23 protein-coding genes and 1 pseudogene are annotated in these 20,601 nt (G+C 40.4%); 3 read left to right on the forward strand and 21 right to left on the reverse strand.

From position 1 onward, the window contains the following. Positions 1-2 precede the first annotated feature (2 nt). From comA to DSY56_RS08005, 18 genes are all read right to left on the reverse strand, one after another. Positions 3-2,156, reverse strand: coding sequence for a peptide cleavage/export ABC transporter ComA (gene comA, locus DSY56_RS07915; RefSeq protein ID WP_112444929.1), 2,154 nt, complete (start codon positions 2,154-2,156; stop codon positions 3-5). Between the two features lie 309 nt (positions 2,157-2,465). Beyond that, positions 2,466-2,654, reverse strand: coding sequence for a hypothetical protein (locus tag DSY56_RS12415; protein WP_033680983.1), 189 nt, complete (start codon positions 2,652-2,654; stop codon positions 2,466-2,468). A 494-nt stretch (positions 2,655-3,148) separates the two neighbouring features. Continuing rightward, positions 3,149-3,355, reverse strand: coding sequence for a bacteriocin immunity protein (locus DSY56_RS07930; protein ID WP_112444933.1), 207 nt, complete (start codon positions 3,353-3,355; stop codon positions 3,149-3,151). 78 nt (positions 3,356-3,433) lie between these two features. Next, positions 3,434-3,613, reverse strand: a complete 180-nt coding sequence (locus DSY56_RS07935) for a hypothetical protein (RefSeq protein WP_112444935.1) — start codon at positions 3,611-3,613, stop codon at positions 3,434-3,436. Between the two features lie 39 nt (positions 3,614-3,652). Beyond that, positions 3,653-3,823, reverse strand: a complete 171-nt coding sequence (locus DSY56_RS07940) for a H354_08695 family bacteriocin-like peptide (protein ID WP_000067699.1) — start codon at positions 3,821-3,823, stop codon at positions 3,653-3,655. A gap of 27 nt (positions 3,824-3,850) precedes the next feature. Beyond that, positions 3,851-4,042 (reverse strand): hypothetical protein, encoded by a 192-nt coding sequence (locus DSY56_RS12420; protein WP_004236903.1) that lies wholly within the window; start codon positions 4,040-4,042, stop codon positions 3,851-3,853. Positions 4,043-4,054: 12 nt separating this feature from the next. Continuing rightward, positions 4,055-4,231, reverse strand: coding sequence for a class IIb bacteriocin, lactobin A/cerein 7B family (locus tag DSY56_RS07950; RefSeq protein ID WP_112444937.1), 177 nt, complete (start codon positions 4,229-4,231; stop codon positions 4,055-4,057). Between the two features lie 33 nt (positions 4,232-4,264). After that, positions 4,265-4,420, reverse strand: a complete 156-nt coding sequence (locus tag DSY56_RS07955; RefSeq protein WP_001004584.1) for a hypothetical protein — start codon at positions 4,418-4,420, stop codon at positions 4,265-4,267. 11 nt (positions 4,421-4,431) lie between these two features. Then, on the reverse strand, positions 4,432-4,560 hold the full coding sequence (locus tag DSY56_RS07960) for a smi_0059.1 family bacteriocin-like peptide (protein ID WP_000658224.1): 129 nt from the start codon (positions 4,558-4,560) through the stop codon (positions 4,432-4,434). 618 nt (positions 4,561-5,178) lie between these two features. Beyond that, positions 5,179-5,910, reverse strand: a complete 732-nt coding sequence (locus tag DSY56_RS07965; protein WP_112444939.1) for a response regulator transcription factor — start codon at positions 5,908-5,910, stop codon at positions 5,179-5,181. Beyond that, a complete protein-coding gene (locus DSY56_RS07970; RefSeq protein ID WP_234990565.1) occupies positions 5,907-6,839 on the reverse strand; it encodes a GHKL domain-containing protein in 933 nt (310 codons plus the stop codon). Before DSY56_RS07970 ends, DSY56_RS07965 begins: the two co-directional genes overlap by 4 nt. Before the next feature lie 447 nt (positions 6,840-7,286). Then, complete coding sequence (locus DSY56_RS07975; RefSeq protein ID WP_000425304.1) at positions 7,287-7,433, reverse strand: smi_0057.1 family bacteriocin-like peptide; 147 nt, start codon at positions 7,431-7,433, stop codon at positions 7,287-7,289. Positions 7,434-7,585: 152 nt separating this feature from the next. Next, positions 7,586-8,779, reverse strand: coding sequence for an N-acetylmuramoyl-L-alanine amidase family protein (locus DSY56_RS07980; protein WP_112444943.1), 1,194 nt, complete (start codon positions 8,777-8,779; stop codon positions 7,586-7,588). Positions 8,780-8,891: 112 nt separating this feature from the next. Then, a complete protein-coding gene (locus DSY56_RS07985; protein WP_025169676.1) occupies positions 8,892-9,743 on the reverse strand; it encodes a C40 family peptidase in 852 nt (283 codons plus the stop codon). Positions 9,744-9,912: 169 nt separating this feature from the next. Next, positions 9,913-10,146: an acyl carrier protein gene (locus tag DSY56_RS07990; protein ID WP_000136445.1), complete on the reverse strand. Its 234-nt coding sequence runs from the start codon at positions 10,144-10,146 to the stop codon at positions 9,913-9,915. 5 nt (positions 10,147-10,151) lie between these two features. Further along, positions 10,152-11,144: a phosphate acyltransferase PlsX gene (plsX, locus tag DSY56_RS07995; protein ID WP_112444945.1), complete on the reverse strand. Its 993-nt coding sequence runs from the start codon at positions 11,142-11,144 to the stop codon at positions 10,152-10,154. Beyond that, on the reverse strand, positions 11,141-11,911 hold the full coding sequence (gene recO / locus DSY56_RS08000; protein ID WP_112444947.1) for a DNA repair protein RecO: 771 nt from the start codon (positions 11,909-11,911) through the stop codon (positions 11,141-11,143). The genes plsX and recO overlap by 4 nt, the downstream gene beginning before the upstream one ends. Then, positions 11,908-13,077: a pyridoxal phosphate-dependent aminotransferase gene (locus tag DSY56_RS08005; protein WP_112444949.1), complete on the reverse strand. Its 1,170-nt coding sequence runs from the start codon at positions 13,075-13,077 to the stop codon at positions 11,908-11,910. Before DSY56_RS08005 ends, recO begins: the two co-directional genes overlap by 4 nt. 148 nt (positions 13,078-13,225) lie before the next feature. Here DSY56_RS08005 and DSY56_RS08010 point away from each other — a divergent pair, with 148 nt between their 5' ends. Further along, entirely contained in the window at positions 13,226-14,236 is a 1,011-nt protein-coding gene (locus DSY56_RS08010) for a YeiH family protein (RefSeq protein WP_112444951.1), read from the forward strand. 174 nt (positions 14,237-14,410) lie between these two features. Here the strand turns inward: DSY56_RS08010 and DSY56_RS08020 are convergent, their stop codons facing one another. Together DSY56_RS08020 and polA are read right to left on the reverse strand one after the other, a co-directional pair. Beyond that, positions 14,411-14,848, reverse strand: coding sequence for a CoA-binding protein (locus DSY56_RS08020; protein WP_000076477.1), 438 nt, complete (start codon positions 14,846-14,848; stop codon positions 14,411-14,413). An 84-nt stretch (positions 14,849-14,932) separates the two neighbouring features. Further along, a complete protein-coding gene (polA, locus tag DSY56_RS08025; RefSeq protein ID WP_112444985.1) occupies positions 14,933-17,566 on the reverse strand; it encodes a DNA polymerase I in 2,634 nt (877 codons plus the stop codon). A gap of 148 nt (positions 17,567-17,714) precedes the next feature. Here polA and DSY56_RS08030 point away from each other — a divergent pair, with 148 nt between their 5' ends. Both DSY56_RS08030 and DSY56_RS08035 read left to right on the forward strand, forming a co-directional pair. Then, a complete protein-coding gene (locus tag DSY56_RS08030) occupies positions 17,715-18,653 on the forward strand; it encodes an Rpn family recombination-promoting nuclease/putative transposase (RefSeq protein WP_112444953.1) in 939 nt (312 codons plus the stop codon). Continuing rightward, positions 18,654-19,031: pseudogene (locus DSY56_RS08035) on the forward strand (Rpn family recombination-promoting nuclease/putative transposase); the annotation flags it as partial. Between the two features lie 257 nt (positions 19,032-19,288). Here the strand turns inward: DSY56_RS08035 and DSY56_RS08040 are convergent. Next, a partial coding sequence (locus tag DSY56_RS08040) for a choline-binding protein A (protein ID WP_112444957.1) occupies positions 19,289-20,601 on the reverse strand: 1,313 nt, incomplete at its 5' end.

Raw genomic sequence — 20,601 nt, forward strand, 5'->3', positions numbered from 1 at the left:
TTCTAGCTATTGACCAAATGGGCGTAAAATCCACCCTGTACAAGCAAATCAGCATGCTTTCCTTCTTCAACAATCTTGCCCTGATCCAAGACAACAACCTTCTCTGTCCGCTCTGCAATGGTCAAGCGGTGGGCAATGAAAATCAAGGTCTTGTCTAAAGCCATCAGATTATCGACAATTCGCTTCTCTGTCAGAATATCCAAACTGCTGGTCGCCTCATCCAAAATCAAGACCGGCGCATCTGTCAAGAGAGCACGCGCCAGAGCTATTCTCTGACGTTGACCACCTGAAATCCCTGCCCCATCCGAAGTCAATTCTGTCTGGTAATTCAGTGGCATACGCTCAATGTCCTCCCGAATCTCTGCCAATTCGACCGCCCGTAAGATATCCTCTTGAGTCGTCCCCTCCTTGGCTCCCAAAAGAAGATTCTCCAAAATCGTCCCGTTAAAGACATAGGGCTGTTGAGGCAGATAATTGATATACTGACGCAGAGCCTTTTTATCAATCTGATTGAGATTGACACCACCCAGACTAATCTCCCCTTGACTTGGGTCGTAAAAATTAACCATCATCTTGGCCAAGGTCGTCTTACCTGACCCTGAAATCCCCACAAAAGCCACCTTAGAACCTTGGGGAATGGCCAAATTGATATCCGACAAGACGTCTCGACCATAGCCATACTTGTAGGAAACCTGCTTGAAAGTCATCTCTCCCTTCATCAAGCTCAAATCCTCAACTGTTTTCTTCTCCTCAAACTCAGAAGCTACCAGATAAACCTCATTCAGACGGTTATTGGCAACCTGCGCTGTCTGAAGCTTAGTTTGCAGATTGATGATATTTTCCAAAGGATTGGTAAAGTAAACCAGCAAGGTATTATAGGTAATCAACTGCCCCAAACTCATCTTACCATCCATGACCAGAACAGCCCCCATCCAGAGAATGCCGACATTGAGCAAGAGATGGGCAACTTTTTTCAGAGCCTTTTGCTGACTCTCTGCCCGACTATAGGTAAAGGATTTTTTCAGATAATCTACAAATTCCTTGTCAATCTTTTGATAGCGTTGACTTTCACTGGTCAAAGACTTGATAGTCTCAATACCGTTGATGTCCTCAATGATAGAAGAAGACAGAACCGCATTGGCTTCCATGGTATCCCGATTCATCTTTTCAAACGGCTTCATAAAAGCAAAGATAATCACTGTATAGATAGGAAGTGCCAATAAGGTCATGAAAAAGAGATTGGTATTTTGTGAAAATAAAACAAGGGAAATAATGACAACCGTTGACACATCTAGGAAAATCGAAAGAATGGTCGAAGCCAGCGCATCGATGATACTATTAGCATCCGTGAAACGAGACACGATTTCCCCTGTCCGACGTGTTGCAAAAAAGGACATAGGCAGGTGAAAAACATGCTTAATATAGGACAAAATCACATCAATAGACAAGCGTTGCCCCAAAACAAGTAAGAGATACTCCTGAGCGTAAGACAAAATCTGCTGAAGAATATAGACGATGACCAGCCCAATAGAAATAATCCCCAGCGTCGAACGCATCTGATCTGGCACATAGGTATCAATGATAGACTGCAGATAATAAGAACCCACAATGTTAATCAAGGTTACCAAGAGTGTTGCCAAAACGATATTGGCAATCAAGCCACGCTGCTTCACTAATATAGGGATAAAAGAGAGCAGACCATTCTTTTGATCCTTATGAGGCTTGTAGTCTGGACTAGGTGCCATAAAAAGAGTCACTCCTGTCCATTCTTCCGCAAAACGCTCACGTGGCAGTTTGGCCAATTTCACCCCAGGATCTGGATCGGCAATATGAATGCTATCCTTATCCTGCCCAGTCACCACATAGTAGTGGAGCAATTTTCCTTCCTTAAGCACATGGGCAACAAAAGGAAAAGTCAAATCTGGCAAGTCAAAAAGCGTCATATCCGCCTTAATTGCTCGCGTCTCAAAACCAATCTCCTCTGCCACCTTGACCAAGCCCAAAGCCGTAGTCCCATCCATGGTCGTCTTGGCCAATTCTCGCAAGTGAGCCAAAGAATAATAGCTACCGTAGTAGCCAAAAACCATGGCTAATGAAGCTACACCGCAGTCCATCTGATCCACCTGCGGACGATAGTGACGTTTCCCAAATTTCATATTCATCTCCTTTTCCTAATACTCAATGAAAATCAAAGAGCAAACTAGGAAACTAGCCGCAGGCTGCTCAAAACACTGTTTTGAGGTTGTAGATAGGACTGACGAAGTCAGTCACATATATACGGCAAGGCGACGTTGACGTGGTTTGAATTTGATTTTCGAAGAGTATAAACTCATCTGATAACAACTATCTTACCCCAATCCTCAAACAAAAACTGGACTTCCTTCCCAAATGCGCCTATCTCCCTCCCAAATGCACTTTTGGGATAAAAAAATAGGCAGAACAAACGTCCTACCTAAAATATATATTTATTTCTTTTTCTTCCTAATTCTTTTGTCAATCATATATAAAACGATAATCGAAAACAGCGGTGGAACAATATAACTCTTTTCACTCATTGTCAGCTGAAATCCCAGAGTTGCTAGTATCTTAAAGATGAAAATATTCATCAAAAATAGAAAAACAAATACTAAAAAATATTTTAAAATCTTATTCATTTTTTCTTCAACTCTCCTAATTTCTATAACTATTTTATCAAAAATACATGTAATACTCAAGGAAAATCAAAAAGCAAACTAGGAAGCTAGCCGCAAGCTGTACTTGAGTACGGTAAGGCGACGCTGACGTGGTTTGAATTTGATTTTCGAAGAGTATAAAACTCCAAATAAACACCTCAACTACACTTTTTTTGGCAAAAATAGGCAGAACAAATGTCCTACCTACTAAAAATATGCTATTGAAAGGAAAATGATTTTTTTCGGACACCCTAGGCAAGCTTGGAACAAATAAATCATTGATAGTAACCTTTACGACATCCTATTTAAAGTTACTTCAATTTCTAATGTCTCTGCTATTTCTAAGCCACCTCTGGTATGATCTATTACTAGTCAGAATAGATAACACCGTTCTAAATTACGATTCATAGTTACTCCTTTTTTTGATTCGTTACCACAAGATGCCTATTCCCTATAGAGCGTCTACAGCTTCAAATCTATCCATTCTTTTTGTCTTTACTTCTGTATAAAAGAATGAAGACCATCATAAATAATGCAATCGTTGGTATATTGAAACTATTAAACCAAGTAGGTAAAGATACTTTATTTATGTCAGCTACTAATCTGATGATGATATAAGACATTGAACTAAGTAATACCATGATTTCAGGCCAAACTTTCAGTATTGATTTAACAAATTTCATATTAAACTCCAATGTGATGCATTCTGAGATCCTAGCCTAGCTATTTTCAGCGCAGACTAACAAGTCATTCTTAACTGTTTACTCTACTCGCTTTTTATTGACCTTATATCCTAGATAAAAGAGCCCAAATAAAACGGGATAAATTTCTGGATAAAATAGGGTATTGATTGGATTTCTCAAAATCAAATACGTTGCGATGTAGATTATGAGCGATACGGTAAAATAACCCTCAGCAAATCCTAATAAGAATTGTTTCATGGTAGACTCCTATTTACTAAAAAACAATCTACCATCCTTTTATCCACCTCGTGATGCCGACTGATAACCATTATACGCACCCCAAGCTAATAGTCCGACAGCCAAAATACCACCACCAACCAAAAGTAACACTCCTCCACCATCAACTTCTTGCAATTCAATATCACTTAACGTAGTATAATTTTGTTCAATAGTTTGTAAATTTGACATATTTATCCTCCATTTTAATAATAAAAATTAGTTTTCTTTTAATACACCAATAATAATCATCAATACACTCATAACAAATGCAGATAACAGTCCTTTAGTAGTACTATTGAAAAAAGGTCTATCAAAAACATAATAATTATATGCAGACAATCCTAAACCAACGGCAGTCACCACAATTGTAATAACGAGTAGTATAATCCAAAATGTTTTCTTGCTCATATTTATCAAATACTATGGATGAGTAATATAGTAGAATGTTTTACCAGCAGCTTCACCAGCTTGGTAAATCCCCCAGCCAATCGCAATACCCAAAGAGACTACCTCCCAAGCAATTCCCCCATCTACATTCATCAACTCTTCTTCTGTAAGAGCTACAAAGTTCTGTTCCATTTTGTCAAAATTTGTCATCTTTTTCTCCTCTTGTTCTATTTTTTCTAAATCTTATCTTCTAAAAAATGGGGTTCCAATAAATATACCGCGTAACAATAGACCTGTAATTAAACCCCGTTGATAACTTTCCTTGCTACCACCCACCAGCAAAGCTAAGTCGCTCTCCTTTAATACTTCAATAGTATACTTATCATTCATTTCATTCATCTCTTATCCTCCTAAAAACCAAAACCTCTACGAAATCCAATGTACCAATCTGCAAGGGTCTTCACCCAACTTTCTCCACCTTGAATATCGGTCAATTCTTCCGAAGTTAGCTCAACAAATCCATAGTAATGTTCTTTCATTATTTTATTCCTTTCTTTTTCCTCTTACTTATTTATTCGAAAAATAATTCGAAAATGTACAACTAAATTAAATTTTATTTCAAAAATAATTTAATGTACCATGAATAGAAAATCGGTAGATACATAAACCAGACTCCTTTCTGTTTCCTCTTACTTATCTATTCGAAAAAAATTTCAAAAACGTACAACTAAATTAAATTTATTTAAAAAATAATTTAGTAAACCACGGATAAAAAATTGGTAGATACATGAATTAGACTCCTTCCTTTTCCTTCTCACTTATCTATTCGAAAAACAGTTCGAAAATGTACAACTAAATTAAATTTATTTGAAAAATAATTTAGTAAACCACGGATACAAGATTGGTAGATACATAAACCAGACTCCTTTCTTTTTCCTCTTACTTATCTATTCGAAAAAGAAGTCGAAAATGTACAACTAAATTAAATTTTATTTAAAAAATAATTTAATGAACCACGGATACAAGATTGGTAGATACATAAAGCAAACTCCTTCCTTTTCCTCTTACTTATCTATTCGAAAAAGAAGTCAAAAAATAAGAATATCAGAAAATTTTCCGATATTCTTATTGATAAACTCATTCAAATCTAACAGATACTAGACATTGAGATGTTTTTTAAGGGTTCTTCTGGCTGTCCGTGATACGGGGAAATGCAAGCCTTCTAACAAGGTCACTTCTGTGGCAGTCATCTCTTCAATGGCCTGTAAACTGACCAACGTATTGCGATTGGCATAGACAAAGTAATCTTTTTCAGCCTTGGTAGCGATGTCCTTGAGACTACCATAAATGGTTTTGATAGAATGATTGGCATAGTAGACCTTGATACGATGGGATTCCACTGAGGTTTCAAAGGCTAAAATCTCATGGTAGGGCAGAGTAAAGCCCCGTCTCCCCTCAAAACTATAAGTGAAGAGACGCATATTTTCCCTCTTGTCCACTGCCAGTACATAGTCCAGACAGCGCTCCATCTGATGACAGTAGTCCGCCTCTGGCTGATCCTTGGAAATAAAATCCAAGGCAGACAAGTGGTAGCGAAAAGCTAGAGGCAAGGCCTCCGAGTGTGTGGACACAAAGACAATACTTGTAAAGGGATCCCGCTCCCGAACCTGTTGAGCAACCTGAAAACCCCGTTCACGCTCTCCATCAATCTCTAAATCCAATAAATAGAGCTGGTAATGGTCAAAATACTGAGAATACTTTTCAACATCTCCATAGTTTTTAGCAATATCAATTTCCAATCTCAAATTGCGAGAGCGACCAATATCTAGTAAAGTCTGCTCTATCCGTCCTTGCTGGACTCTATCGTCTTCCAAAACTAAAATTCTCATTCCTCTCCCCCTCGTTTCTCATCCTTAAATGGCAATTCTAAATCTTGTCTAAAAGTCGTCTCTCCTAGCTGGGTATCTAAGTTTAAATCATAATGAAAAACCATATCCTCCAAGGTCGCTAAACCCAGTCCACTGTGGTTTCCCTTGGTAGAGTAACCCTTTTGACTGAGAATGATGGGATTCAGTTCTTCTTTCTTACGAGTGTTTTCAATAATAAAACGGACACTCCTATCACCTGCCAACAAAGCAACCCGAATCTGCGGATTTTCAGCCTCACTGGCTGCTTCTAAAGCATTTGTCGTGAGGATAGAGAGAATACGGATAGCCTCCAACATCGGCAATGCCAGCTCTTCGACAACCCCCACCGTCTCCAAACTAAAATGAATTCCCTGATTATCTGCCACAATCATAGCTTTTGCCAAAGTATTACGAATGGCTATGTCATGGATATTGTGAAGATTAAAGGCCGTGTAGTCCGCCTTTCTCAGCTTTTCATTGGTCTTCAGAAAGATATCTTGATAAATGGTAGACACCTCAGCCATATCTTGATTCGCTATGGCAGGCTCCATGCTAGCGACAATCCCTGCAAAATCATGACGGAAACCTCGAACCTCATCATAGAGATGACCCAACTTATCCACCATCCCTTGCAAGGAACGATTTTCTTCTTCCTGTCTCTGAATGGTCTGCTCATCACGATAAACCTGCTCTAAGTGTCTGATATAAAAGAGCCAGGAGAAAAAGAGAATGAAAATCAGGAGAGAAATGGTCGTGTCAAAGCGAACGTAAAAAGAACTATTTCTATTGGTCATGAACGAAGAGAATATCCTAAATCCAGTCAGAGGTAGGATAATGAAAAAGCTCTTACGATAGTGGGTTTTAAAAGTATCTGAAAAGAATAAATCCAAATCCAAAGACCAACGCTTCATAATTTTACAACATAGAAAGATTGATAATAAATCAAATATAGATATATATAAAGTAGAAAACGAATCTACGAAACAACAATGCTCACCAGATAATACACGAATCCAAATTGTCAAAAATAAATAACGAATACTTTGAAAGAAGAGAAAAAGATACAGAGAAAGAAAAAGAGATTCCCCTTTTCCCTTGTGCAATACTAATAAAAAAATACAGTAAAAGTAGATAAGAACTCCTATATGAAATAATTCTCCAAATGTTTGACGAGCAGATAAACTAATTAAAAATATAAGTATCCAATAACGTTTTTTATAAAATTCTGGGGAAATTTGAGCGCCCAAATAAATAGTAGGCACTATGGTTGAAACGACTACCAACAGTAGATATATCACAGAAAATAAGAATTCTAAAATAAGCATAAATAAATCTAATCTCTAACTAATACTGTGAATTTAAGCAACGTGTCTACCCGTACCAAATAATTTATTGCACCATTTTACAGTATCTTCAAAAATCCCTCCACCATTCACTTCCTCCAAAACCTCTGGGGTTAACTCTTCAAATTGTTCCAATTCTACAAATGTGTTTTTCATTTCCATGACAGACTCCTTTTCATTATTTTATAGATAACTCTATCCCCTGCTCCATCTACAAAAGGCTTTAGTTTCCTTTTAAAATACAAGAAATCTAAAGCCTCCTGAAAATGGTATATTGGTTAGAGCGTTAACGATTAGTTGTGAAGATGTTATTTTTATTTAACCACAACCACTTTATAATATTCGTTTGAGTGTGGAGATTCAATCTTAATTTTTTCACCATATAAACCATCGATTTCTTTATCCAGATAATCTGAAACTCCTGATGGCAAGCGTTTCATCTTAAGAATTTCACCAGATTGATCCGCATAGGCTAGGATGTGATAGTGGGTTGTAGCCATACCATCATCAATCAATACAAAGTAACCTGTTTTGAGCTTACCTTGCTCATTTTCTAAATAGTATAGTTTATTGTTATTGATTGTAAAGTGGGTAGCTCCAAGACGAAGTCGTGCACCTGGATTTTCTAAATAGACATCATTGCCAACTTTTTTGATTTCTGATCTAGTTGTCATCTCTGGAAGTGGTAATACTCTACGACCATCTGCTCCAAAGTAATATCGACCTGGTAGATTTTGGAAATTATGAATAACAGCTTTAGGATCAATTTCTTGTCCTTCTTCTTTATTATCCACTAGAGCTAAGGTTGTATTTGAAACCACATCCCCATATTTATTAGAAAACTTCTTAAACTCAGGTTTTATATACCAGGCATTCTTTTCAACAACGACCCCATTTTTTCTATAAATAAGATGATAATCATACCCATCAGACAAAGTAACAATATTTGTGATAATTGTATCATCCGCTTGAGATTGTTCAACCTGACTAGGGAGTTTGGTCAACATATAACCATCCTTACCAATAACATAACTTTCCCCATCACTGGCTGGGACAGCTCTATCTGCGACCATAGCACCTGATTTTTCAAAGTAAGACCATTGACCATTTGCAGTTGCCCATCCTGTTGCCATAGCGCCACTATCTTTGAGGTAATACCATGTAGACCCTTCTTTGTACCAACCTGTACGCATGGCGCCACTATCTGCTAGTGAATACCAGGTATTGCCTTCCTTGTACCAGCCAGTACGCATAGCACCACTATCTGCTAGAGAATACCAAGTATTGCCGTCTTTGAGCCAGCCTGTCTGCATTTTACCAGTGCTGTCGAAGTGATACCATGAGCCAGCATTTTGTACCCATTTATCCTTAGCTAGACTGCCATCTTGTGAAAGATTCCAGTCAGCACCATTTTTAACCCAAGTATCTGCAGCCTGTGCTTGGTTGATAGACAAAAGCAGACCAGCACCTGCAAGCAAACCAAGTGTAAGTAGTTTAGATTTTTTCATAGCCATTTCCTCCTTTATTGAATAGCTATAAGAGGGCTTCCCCTCTTTATTTAGCTATATTCTAATACTTTTCATTGTCAAAGTCAATAATATTGTGAAAAATTAGACAATATTACCAATATCTACGAATTGTATTTTGAGTAATACCGTATTGATTCATATAAGAAACATATTGACCTGGATATGGAGCATGAACTACCTTTCCACCACCAACATAAATACCTACATGGTCATTTGTCTCTTCACTATTATACAAAATCAAATCTCCAGCTTGTTGAGAACCATTACTTACATAACTTCCTCCTGTTGCTTGACCATAGGTTACTCTAGGAATACTAATATCAAACTTAGCATGAATAGCCATCGTAAATCCTGAGCAATCTACGCCACTATTCAAATCTGCCCCACCCCAAACATATGGGATTTTTCCTACAAATGTCTTTGCGTATTCACCAAGTGCTTGCCCACGATTTTCTACCCATACACCACTTTCTCTAAAGAAATATGGTGTACCATTCACACGTTGATAACCAGTGACCATAGCACCACTAGCAGATAAGTAGTAATAATTGCCATCAGGTTGAATCCAAGTATTTTCTTTCATCCATCCTTGGTCATCAAAATAGTACCACTTACCATCTAATTGTTCCCAATTTTTAGCATACCCACCTGAACCGTATTTAAACCACCATTTACCATTGGTTTGCATCCATGTTCCTTTCGGATCACGATATTGATTGAAAGCTTTCTTCTCTTGATTGCCCTCTGCTTGAGTTTCTTTATCTTCAAAACCAATCAATTTTACTTGATCAGCTTCTTCAGCTTTTATCTTGCCTTGATTAACTAATTGAGCAATCGCTTCTTTCTCACTTGCTGATGGGGAATCAGCATAGGCTACCGTAGTATTTGCTAGGAGAACGCCTCCTGCAAGAACTAACAAACTAGAATAAAGATATTTTTTCATCATAAAAATCCTTTCTTTTTCTCCTTTTTGGAGATTGATTTTTCTAATTTCATTATATCCCTTATTTCTCCTCAGATTTCTACTGTCCCTAGAAAGACTAAATCTGTTCCTAAACGGTCATTTGAACCAAATCAAAAATTCCAAAGCAAATGCCTTGGAACTCCGATTTCTATTTTGCTTGAATGATTTTAACAACATCTCCTACACTTTGGAGTTGGTCAATTTCTTCGTCGCTGATTTCGATATTAAATTCATCTTCCAGTGTCAAGATAAACTCCATCAAGTCAACTGAGTCAGCATCCAAATCGTCTTTCAGACTCAAGGATTCTGTCACGACAAAGTCCTCTCCCTGTCGCTCTTGGATAATGGTCACAATACGGTCAAAAATTTCTTTTTCTGTCATCTCTTTTATTCTCCTGAAAATTCACGCGCAGTCTGAGCAACTACGTCTGTTTCTAGCATGGTACGAATCTGGCGGATTGTACTATAAACAGCCTTGGCATCGCTTGAGCCATGAGTCTTGACAACCGGTGCCTTGACACCAAACAAGACTGCTCCACCAACATCTGAGTAGTTGAGCTGTTTTTTCAAACCTCTGAGGCTGTCCTTGAGAAGGAGGGCGCCTAGTTTCGCTCGAAGACCACCACCTGTAATAGCGGTCTTGAGCAAGCCCATGATTCCCATAGCTGTCCCTTCAATGGATTTGAGCACAGCGTTTCCCGTGAAACCATCTGCCACAACAACATCCGCAACGCCATTCATCAAATCACGTGCTTCCACGTTTCCGATAAAGTTCAAACTTTCATCAGCCGCCAGTAATTCATAAGTTTCCTTACGAAGCGGGTCGCCCTTACTACTCTCTGTTCCGTTATTGAGCAAGCCAACGCGTGGTTGCGCAATTCCACGAACATTTTTAGCATAGAAAGAACCTAGAACCGCGTATTGATGGAGGTGCTGGGCTGTATTTTCCGCATTAGCACCGAGGTCTAGCATGTCAAACCCCTTCCCATCTACAGTCGGCAAAGTCGACATAAGCCCAGGACGGTCAATATTCTTGATACGACCCACGATGAAAAATCCTGCTGCTAGTAAAGCACCTGTATTTCCAGCCGATAGGACAGCATCTGCTTCACCCTCTTTGACAGCCTTGGCCGCCAATACCATACTGGCATTTTTCTTCTTCCGAATTGCTCTCGTAGGTTCATCGTCTGAATCAATCTTCTCATCCGTATGGATAATGTTGACGCGCTCTGTCGCTGTCAGATATTGCTTGATTTTGCTTTCATCTCCATAGAGTTGAACATCGATATCTGAAAAGTCTGCTAGGGCTTGATTGACACCCTCAACGATGGCCTGAGGTGCGTAATCGCCTCCCATGGCATCTACTGCAATTTTTTTCATTTCTTTTCCTCTTTTAGTAATTGTCCCCAGTCGGATAGGGAATCAATAAATTTCTTTGATTTTAGGTGAATCCCAACGTACTCTTCGTAGAGTTGATCCATAAACTGGCGTAGCTCTTGCTTGATTTCAGGCTTGAGCGAAATGGTCTCCAAGGTTTCAAAGTCAATGGCTTGAAATTGATTGAGCAGATAAGGGATATTGGGATTGAGATGGCAACGTCTCTCATCCTCATGATAATGCTCTGGGCAGAGGCAGGATCCATATTTAAACGAAAAGTCAAAAGCCTGACCTACCCGATGGCAAAAGACACACTCATTAAAATTGAGGCTGATCCCAAATCGAGTCAAGATTTGAATTTCAAAAATATTGGTCAAAACTTGATAATCCAAACCCTCTTCCATCAACTCCAAAGTCTTTTGCAAAAAAGCAAACAAGGGAGCATCTTGCTGATTGTCCTGCAAACTAGCATCTGCAAGAGCTGCCACATAGGTCGCATAAGCCATGGCAAAGAGATCGCTATTAACCTTGGGAAAAGTCATCACCTCATGATAGTCCTCAATGTAGCTAAGCCCGTCATCATTGATTCGCAAGAGAAATCGTGCCAGCACCAAGGGCTGAATAACAGGCGCCAGCTTAGACTGACCAGCGTGTTTGACAAAAAACATGCGTTTGCCAACCTGCTCTGTAAAAATTTTGACGAGCTTGTCATCCTCACGAAAATTGCGATTGTAGAGCACCAAGCCTTGACTCGTGATAGACTGAATCATGCTTCTCTCATATACTCCTCAAGTCGTTTCATGGCTTCTTTGATAGTCTCCATGCTGGCTGCATAAGACAGGCGAACATAACCTTCTCCATAACACCCAAAGGCAGCACCAGGAATAAAGGCAACAGCCTTCTTCTGAGCAAAATCCTTTAGAAAGGCAAAGGAGTCTTGGTTGTAACCAGCTGGAATCTTAGCAAAGATATAGAAGGCACCGTCTGGTTTGATAATCTCAAAACCAAGAGCAGTCATTTTCTCGATAATATAATCACGACGCTGGATATATTCCTTCTTCATAGGCTCCGCATCGTTTTTACCAGCCGTCAAGGCCTCCACCGCAGCGTGTTGCGCCATGGTATTTGCGGCAGTCACCAAGTACTGGTGACTCTTGATTAACTGGGCTGTGAAGGCCGCAGGAGCGAAAATTAGTCCCAAACGCCAACCGGTCATAGCATGCGATTTAGATAGACCATTGATAATGATAGCCTGGTCTCTCAACATCGTTCCTAGAGATACATGGGCTTCGCCTGTATAGGTCAATTCTGAGTAAACCTCATCACAGACAACGAAAATTTCGTACTTGCGTAAAACGTCTGCCAAGGCCTCCAACTGCTCCCGACTATAGGTAATTCCTGTCGGATTAGCTGGATAGTTGAGAATAACCGCCTTGAGCTTGTCTCCCTGCTCCAAAATGGCCTTTTCCAACATCTCAGGAGTCAAGACAAAACCATTTTCAGTTGTGTCAATCTCGACAATCTCTGCCCCAACTAGATTGACAATCGGTTCATAACCTGGATAGGCAGGAGCTGGCAAGAGCACCTTGTCTCCCTCTTCCAAAATAGCTGTCAAAGTCGCAGATAAAGCCTCTGTCGCCCCAATTGTAACCAGGATTTCATTTTCAGGAGCATAGTCCAGTTGGTACTTTTCCTTAACAAAGTCACTGGCTGCCTGACGTAGAGTCAGCAGACCACTCATCCCTGTATAGTAGGATTGGTTCTGATCAATCGCTCGCTTGGCCGCCTCCTTGATATGATCTGGCGTTGTAAAATCAGGTTCCCCCAAGGTCAAACGCAAGACCCCAGGAATCTCAGAAATAGCCTGATCAAACTGACGAATCAACGAAACTTGAATCTTATCTAACTGTTTATTAAAGCGCTTAGTTAAGTCCATAGATACCTCCTACTGTAAAAACGTATCTCTATTATACTACAAAAGCCCCCCGACCGCAAAAATACATGATAGAATAGCTTTCCACTTTCTATTTTACTTTTCCTGTTGACAGGTCTATAATGATAATAGATTCTATTTGGAGGTTTTTATGTCATTTCTATCAAAAAATGGAGCAGGCATCTTGGCCTGCCTTCTCATTTCCATCCTATCTTGGTACTTAGGTGGATTCTTCCCTGTCATTGGCGCGCCTGTTTTTGCGATTTTCATGGGAATGCTCCTACATCCCTTTCTATCGCCTTATAAACAACTGGATGCGGGATTGACCTTTAGTTCCAAGAAATTGCTCCAGTATGCCGTTATCTTGCTTGGTTTTGGTCTCAATATCTCTCAAGTCTTCGCAGTCGGGCAATCTTCACTCCCTGTTATCCTTTCCACCATCTCAATAGCCTTGATTGTTGCCTATCTCTTCCAGCGCTTCTTTGCACTGGATACAAAACTGGCTACCTTGGTTGGAGTAGGTTCTTCCATCTGTGGGGGTTCTGCCATTGCGGCGACAGCGCCTGTTATTGATGCTAAGGAAAAGGAAGTAGCCCAAGCCATTTCCGTTATCTTTTTCTTCAATGTCTTGGCTGCGCTCATCTTTCCAACCCTCGGCACCTGGCTTCATCTATCCAATGAAGGCTTCGCCCTCTTTGCAGGGACTGCGGTCAACGACACTTCCTCTGTAACGGCTGCCGCCAGCGCTTGGGACAGTCTTTACCAAAGCAATACCCTCGAGTCTGCAACCATTGTTAAACTCACACGTACTTTGGCCATTATCCCTATCACGCTCTTTCTATCCTACTGGCAAAGTCGCCAACAAGAAAACAAGCAAAGCCTACAACTGAAAAAAGTCTTCCCACTTTTTATCCTTTACTTTATCCTTGCCTCTCTCCTCACTACACTACTCACCTCTCTAGGTGTATCCAGTAGTTTCTTTACCCCTCTCAAAGAACTCTCTAAATTCCTTATTGTCATGGCCATGAGTGCTATCGGGCTCAAAACCAATCTGGTCGCTATGGTCAAATCCAGCGGAAAATCCATTGTTCTCGGAGCCATTTGCTGGATAGCCATCATCCTCACTAGTCTTGGTATGCAGACCCTTATCGGCATTTTCTAATACTCTTTGAAAATCTCTTCAAACCACGTCAACGTCGCCTTTCTGTATATATGTGACTGACTTCGTCAGTTCTATCTGCAACCTCAAAACTGTGTTTTGAGTAGCCTGCGGCTAGTTTCCTCTTTGATTTTCATTGAGTATAACACAAAAGGTAGCCCACCAGCTACCTTTTTCTTATGCTTCCTCAATCAAGCGTGTATGTTCTCTCTTGATACAGCGATTCATCACGATGTCATCACATCCACCAGCACGCAAGATTTCTTCCGCCTCTAGACTTTCAAGTCCCAGCTGTGCCCAAAAAATCTTGGCATCAGCTTTGAGAAAATCACGCGCCACATCAGGCAAAAACTCGCTGCGACGGTAAACATTGACAATATCTACAGGAAAAGGAATCTCTGCTAGGCTAGCATAGGCCTTTTCACCCAAGATTTCGCCGCCTGCCGCCTTGGGATTGACTGGGATGATTTTATAACCCCGAGCCTGCATTTCCTTGGTCACTCGATTGCTAGTTGTTTCTTCACGGTCAGACAAGCCCACCACAGCAAGGGTTTTACTCGTTGCGAGATACTGACGAATCACGCCATCACTTGGATTGATAAATTCTTGACTCATAGAAATCCTCCTTTTTCATCAGTATAGCACAATTTGAAAAGGCTTGCAGAATTCTACTACAAAAAAGGAGGACTAGCCCCCTTTTTATTTAGCCTCGTACCAGGTTGCCCCTTCATTTTCATCTGCGATGAGGGGAACACTGAGTTGAATGGCTTCTTCCATAGTTTGTTTGACCAATTTTTTCATCTCTGCCAATTCAGATTTAGGAACTTCAAGGACGATTTCATCGTGCACTTGCAGAAGCATCTTAGTCTGATAACCACCTTCAACTAGAGCTTTGTCTAGCTGAATCATGGCAATCTTGAGAATATCTGCCGCCGATCCCTGGATAGGAGAGTTGATAGCCGTCCTCTCTGCGAAACCACGAATATTAAAGTTGCGCGAATTAATATCTGGCAACTCACGACGACGCTTGAAGAGGGTCTCTACATAGCCCTTATCACGCGCCTCCCGCACCACTTCATCCATATAGTTTTTAATACCTGGAAAGCGTTCAAAGTAGGTATCAATGTAGGCTTTGGCCTCCTTACGGCTGATACCCAGATTATTAGACAAACCAAAGTCTGAAATCCCGTAAACCACTCCAAAGTTAACCGCCTTGGCATTGCGACGGTCGTTTGGAGTCACATCCTCAGGACGCTCAATGCCAAAGACCCGCATGGCTGTCGAAGTATGGATATCTGCCCCCTCTTGGAAAGCCTTAATCAAGTGCTCATCCTTAGAAATATGCGCCAAAACGCGCAATTCAATCTGTGAATAGTCCGAGCTGAGCAGCACACTATCCCCCCACTCAGGCACAAAAGCCTTCCGAATCAAGCGCCCTTGTTCCAAACGCACAGGAATGTTTTGCAAGTTTGGATCCACACTAGACAAACGCCCGGTCTGGGTCAAATCCTGCACATAACGAGTATGAATCTTGCCATCAGCCAAAATCCAGTCCTGCAAGCCAATCACATAAGTCGATTGAATCTTGGCAATCTGACGGTAGTCTAAGATTTTCTTAACAATTGGCGCAATAGGAGCGAGACGCTCCAACACATCCACTGCTGTCGAATAACCTGTTTTGGTTTTCTTAGTGTATTCTAGAGGAAGAGCCAATTTTTCAAAGAGAAGCACGCCCAACTGCTTAGGCGAGTTGATATTAAACTCCTCACCAGCCAGTTCGTAAATCTCCTGAGTCAGTTTTTCAATAACAAGCTCATTTTCAGCCTGCATCTCAAGTAAGGTCTCTTTCTTGACCGTAATCCCAGCAATTTCCATCTTGGCAAGGACAAAGGCAAGAGGTTGCTCTATATCATAAAGAAGCTCTAATTGCCCATTTTCACTGAGTTTTTCAAGCAAAATTGGCTCTGTTTCGACCAAAACGGCAAGCTTACGAGCCAAATGCTCCAAGAATTTCTCGCGTTCAGGAATGGCCTTTTTAACACCTTTACCGTAGAAAGTCTCATCATCAACCAAATAAGTCTGACCATAAAGACTAGCGATGGTCGCAATTTCATTGTCCTCCACAGTCGAAAGGAGGTATTTAGCCAAACGGCTATCAAAAGCAGGCGCTTGCAAATCCACACCAAAACGATGCAAGAGAACTTTAGCCTTCTTAAAGTCATAAACTCTCAGAGGTGTTTTTTCTAGAAAATCCTTGAAAATCGGCTCTTGCAACAGCTCAAGTTTATCTGTAGCATAGAGCTTTTCCCCACAAGACCAGACAAATCCAACCAAATCATCCGTATGGTAATTCTCACCAAAGAGTTCAAAGTGGAAGATAGACTCTTCACTCAGCATATCTTGACTGACTTGGTCAACAATAGTAAAATTCAAACTCTCAGCCACATCAGCTGACGATACATTTAAAGCCTGCTTGAGCTGTTTGAAGCCCATCTCATCGTAGAACTTCCCAAGATTTTCCACATCTGGACCACTATAGACCAAGTCCTCCAAACCAATCTCAATCGGTGCCTTGGTATCAATGGTCGCTAGTGTTTTAGACAAAAAAGCCTGTTCCTTATCATTGATGAGATTGTCCTTCATCTTAGAAGCCTTCATCCCATCAATATTTTCATAAATTCCCTCAAGCGAACCATGTTCCAGCAAGAGCTTGATACCCGTCTTTTCACCGATTTTGGTCACCCCAGGGATATTATCCGACTTATCTCCCATGAGCGCCTTGAGATCGATAAACTGAGTCGGTGTAATGCCCATTTTTTCCATGAGGTAATCTGGCGTAAAGGCCTCAAACTCAGCCACACCTTTCTTGGAAATCTCAACCACCGTATGCTCATCCGTTAGCTGAATCAAGTCCTTGTCCCCACTGACAATGGTAATATCAAAACCATCCTGCTCAGCTAGTTTATCTAGTGTCCCAATAATGTCATCCGCCTCATACTGAGCCAACTCATAGTGACGAATCCCCATATGATCTAGCAACTCACGAATAAAGGGAAATTGCTCACGAAACTCATCCGGAGTCTTAGCCCGACCACCCTTATAGTCCGCATACATCTCTGTACGGAAGGTTGTCTTTCCCGCATCAAAAGCCACCAAAATATGACTAGGCTCAACCCGCTCCAACAAATGGCTCAACATCAACTGAAAGCCATAAATCGCATTGGTATGCAAACCAGCCGCATTCTTAAAACGGTCCAACTGCTGATACAGCGCAAAAAACGCCCGAAAAGCAACAGAAGACCCATCAATCAATAATAATTTTTTCTTATCCATACACCCATTATAAAGGAAAGCACCAAAAAATACCATTAGTAAGAGCCAGAGCAAGTATTTTTCAAACTTTTTCCCGAATATATAGATAGAAGCATCAAATCTAGTAAATCTAGATTTAAAAATGTGCTATAATGAAAGGAGAGAAAGTATGACATTACGTCATCCGGGCATCAGCCCAACCAATGATTTGGTAGCTAAAAAAATCTTTAGCAATCCAGAAATCACTTGTCAATTTATTCGCGATATGCTGGATTTACCAGCCAAAAATGTAACGATTTTGGAGGGAAGCAACATTCATGTCTTGCCTTCCCTACCGTACTCAGCCCAGGATTTCTATACCAGTATAGATGTTTTAGCTGAACTAGATAATGGCACTCAAGTTATCATCGAAATTCAGGTGCATCATCAGAATTTTTTCATCAATCGCCTGTGGGCTTATCTGTGCAGTCAGGTCAATCAAAATCTAGAAAAAATTCGCCAACGTGAAGGTGACACCCACCAGAGTTACAAGCATATCGCTCCTGTTTACGCTATCGCAATTGTGGATAGCAACTACTTCTCAGATGATTTGGCTTTTCATAGCTTTAGCATGCGAGAGGACACTACAGGTGAGGTTTTAACCATTACCAATAACGGACAAGAAAACCATCTGGTTAAGATGGCTTTCTTGGAACTAAAAAAATATAGAGAAACCAGCAAAGACGAGGTTCGCAAGCCGTGGTTGGAGTTTTTCGGGAATAAACCCTTTACCCAAGAACCTGAGCGAGCTATCAGCCAAGCAGACCAACTGCTGGACTACAAGAGCTGGTCCGAGGAGGACAGGAAAATGTTTAGTCAACTACGTATGCGTGAAGAACAGGCATTATTAGCACACGACTATGCCTTGGAACAAGCGGAGGAAAAAGGCTTAGAGCGTGGGCTAGCAGAAGGTATTGAACAGGGACTAGAGCGAGGAAAAATTGAAGGACAAATTTTTACCTTTCTTGATTTAGTTCACCAACATGTTTTAAGCTCTGAATTTGCCAGCCATCAGCTGGGTATGACTGTCTCTGAGTTTGAAGAATTATTGAAAGATCATCATAAATAAGAATTAAAAAAATACAGAGAAACCAGCAAGGACGAGGTTCGCAAGCCATGGTTGGAGTTTTTCGGCAACAAACCCTTTACTCAACAACCCGAGCGAGCCATTAGCCAGGCAGACCAACTGCTGGACTACAAGAGCTGGTCCGAGGAGGACAGGAAAATGTTTAGTCAACTACGTATGCGTGAAGAACAGGCATTGTTAGCGCAGGACTATGCCTTGGAGCAAGCTGAGGAAAAGGGATTAGAGCGTGGGAAAGTTGAAGGAAGGGAAGAAGGGAAACTTTTTGCCTTCTTAGACATGGTTCGCCAAGGTCTCCTGACTTCCGAGGTTGCCAGCCAGCAGTTGGGCATGACCGTCGCTGAGTTTGAAGCATTGTTATAAGATTATACAATCACTAATAACATAAAAGCGAACAGGACTAAAATATCGTCTTGTTCACTTTTTATTTTCTATAGTAGATTGAAATAAGATATGAACAAATTGATTAGGAAAGTCAAATTAATTTCTAGAAATATTTTAGAATCCGTAGCGTACTATTCTAAATTCAATCCACTATACTATCCAACAAAGTCCTCACTCGATTATATACCACAAAAAAACAGGAGATTTCTCTCCTGTCATGATTCAACTATCTAAAATTAAACCCATTCACCGTTTCCGTTTACAGTGTAACCATTTACAGTAGTATTTACTGCAAGGGCACCTGAACCGTCAACATAGTACCATTTGTCTGAAACTTTAAACCATTGACTTACTTTCATAGCCCCTGATGCTTCAAGATAGTACCATGTATCACCATCTTTAAGCCAACCTGTTACCATTGCACCATTTGCATTTAGATAGTACCATGTACCATTATCTTTAAGCCAACCTGTTGCCATTGCTCCGTTTGCATTTAGATAGTACCATGTACCATTATCTTTAAGCCAACCTGTTGCCATCGCGCCATTGCTGTTTAGATAGTACCATGAACCATTATTTTGTAACCAGCCTGTCGCCATTGAACCATTTGCATTTAGATAATACCATGTGCCATTATCTTTAAGCCAACCTGTTGCCATTGAACCATCAGTATTGTAGAAATACCACACACCGTTTTCTTGCTTCCAACCTGTTTTTGGAGAAGCTGGTTTAGCTGGTTCTACTACAGAATATGAGTTGTATGATGGAACATATGAAGGGACATATGTAGGATTAGCTGGTCTTGCAGGAACAGAAGGTTTGACTGGAGTTTCAGCTGGTTTTTCTGCCGGTTTCTCTGCTGGTTTCTCCGCTGGTTTTTCTTTAGCTTTATCTTCTTCTGCTGCTTTCTTATTTAATTCATCGATAAATTTTTCAGCTTGTTTTGCAGTTAAGCCTTTTTTGAAGCCTTCTACAATTTGTTTTCTTGTTTCATCTGATGCTGCTTTTAATGCTGCAATTGTATCAGATTTTGCTTTTGCTTCTTCTGGACTATTCGTTTCAGCTTTTTCTAACTCTGCAATTGCTGCTTTTAATGCTGCATCATAATTAGCTAAGAATTCTTTTTGCGCTGCTTCTTCTTTAGCTGCCGCTTCTTTATCTTCTTCTGCTGCTTTCTTATTTAATTCATCGATAAATTTTTCTGCTTGTTTTGCAGTTAATCCTTTTTTGAAGCCTTCTACAATTTGTTTTCTTGTTTCATCTGATGCTACTTTTAATGCGGCAATTGTATCAGCTTTTGCTTTTGCTTCTTCTGGACTATTAGTTTCTGCTTTTTCTAATTCTGCGATTGCTGCTTTCAATGCTGCATCATAGTTCGCTAAAAATTCTTCTTGAGCTGCTTTTTCTTTTACTGCAGCCTCTTTATCTTCTTCTGCTGCTTTCTTATTTAATTCATCGATAAATTTTTCAGCTTGTTTTGCAGTTAAGCCTTTTTTGAAGCCTTCTACAATTTGTTTTCTTGTTTCATCTGATGCTGCTTTTAATGCTG

Origin of the sequence: Streptococcus sp. 596553, assembly GCF_900411395.1 — a bacterium.
GTDB classification, from domain to species: domain Bacteria; phylum Bacillota; class Bacilli; order Lactobacillales; family Streptococcaceae; genus Streptococcus; species Streptococcus mitis_BA.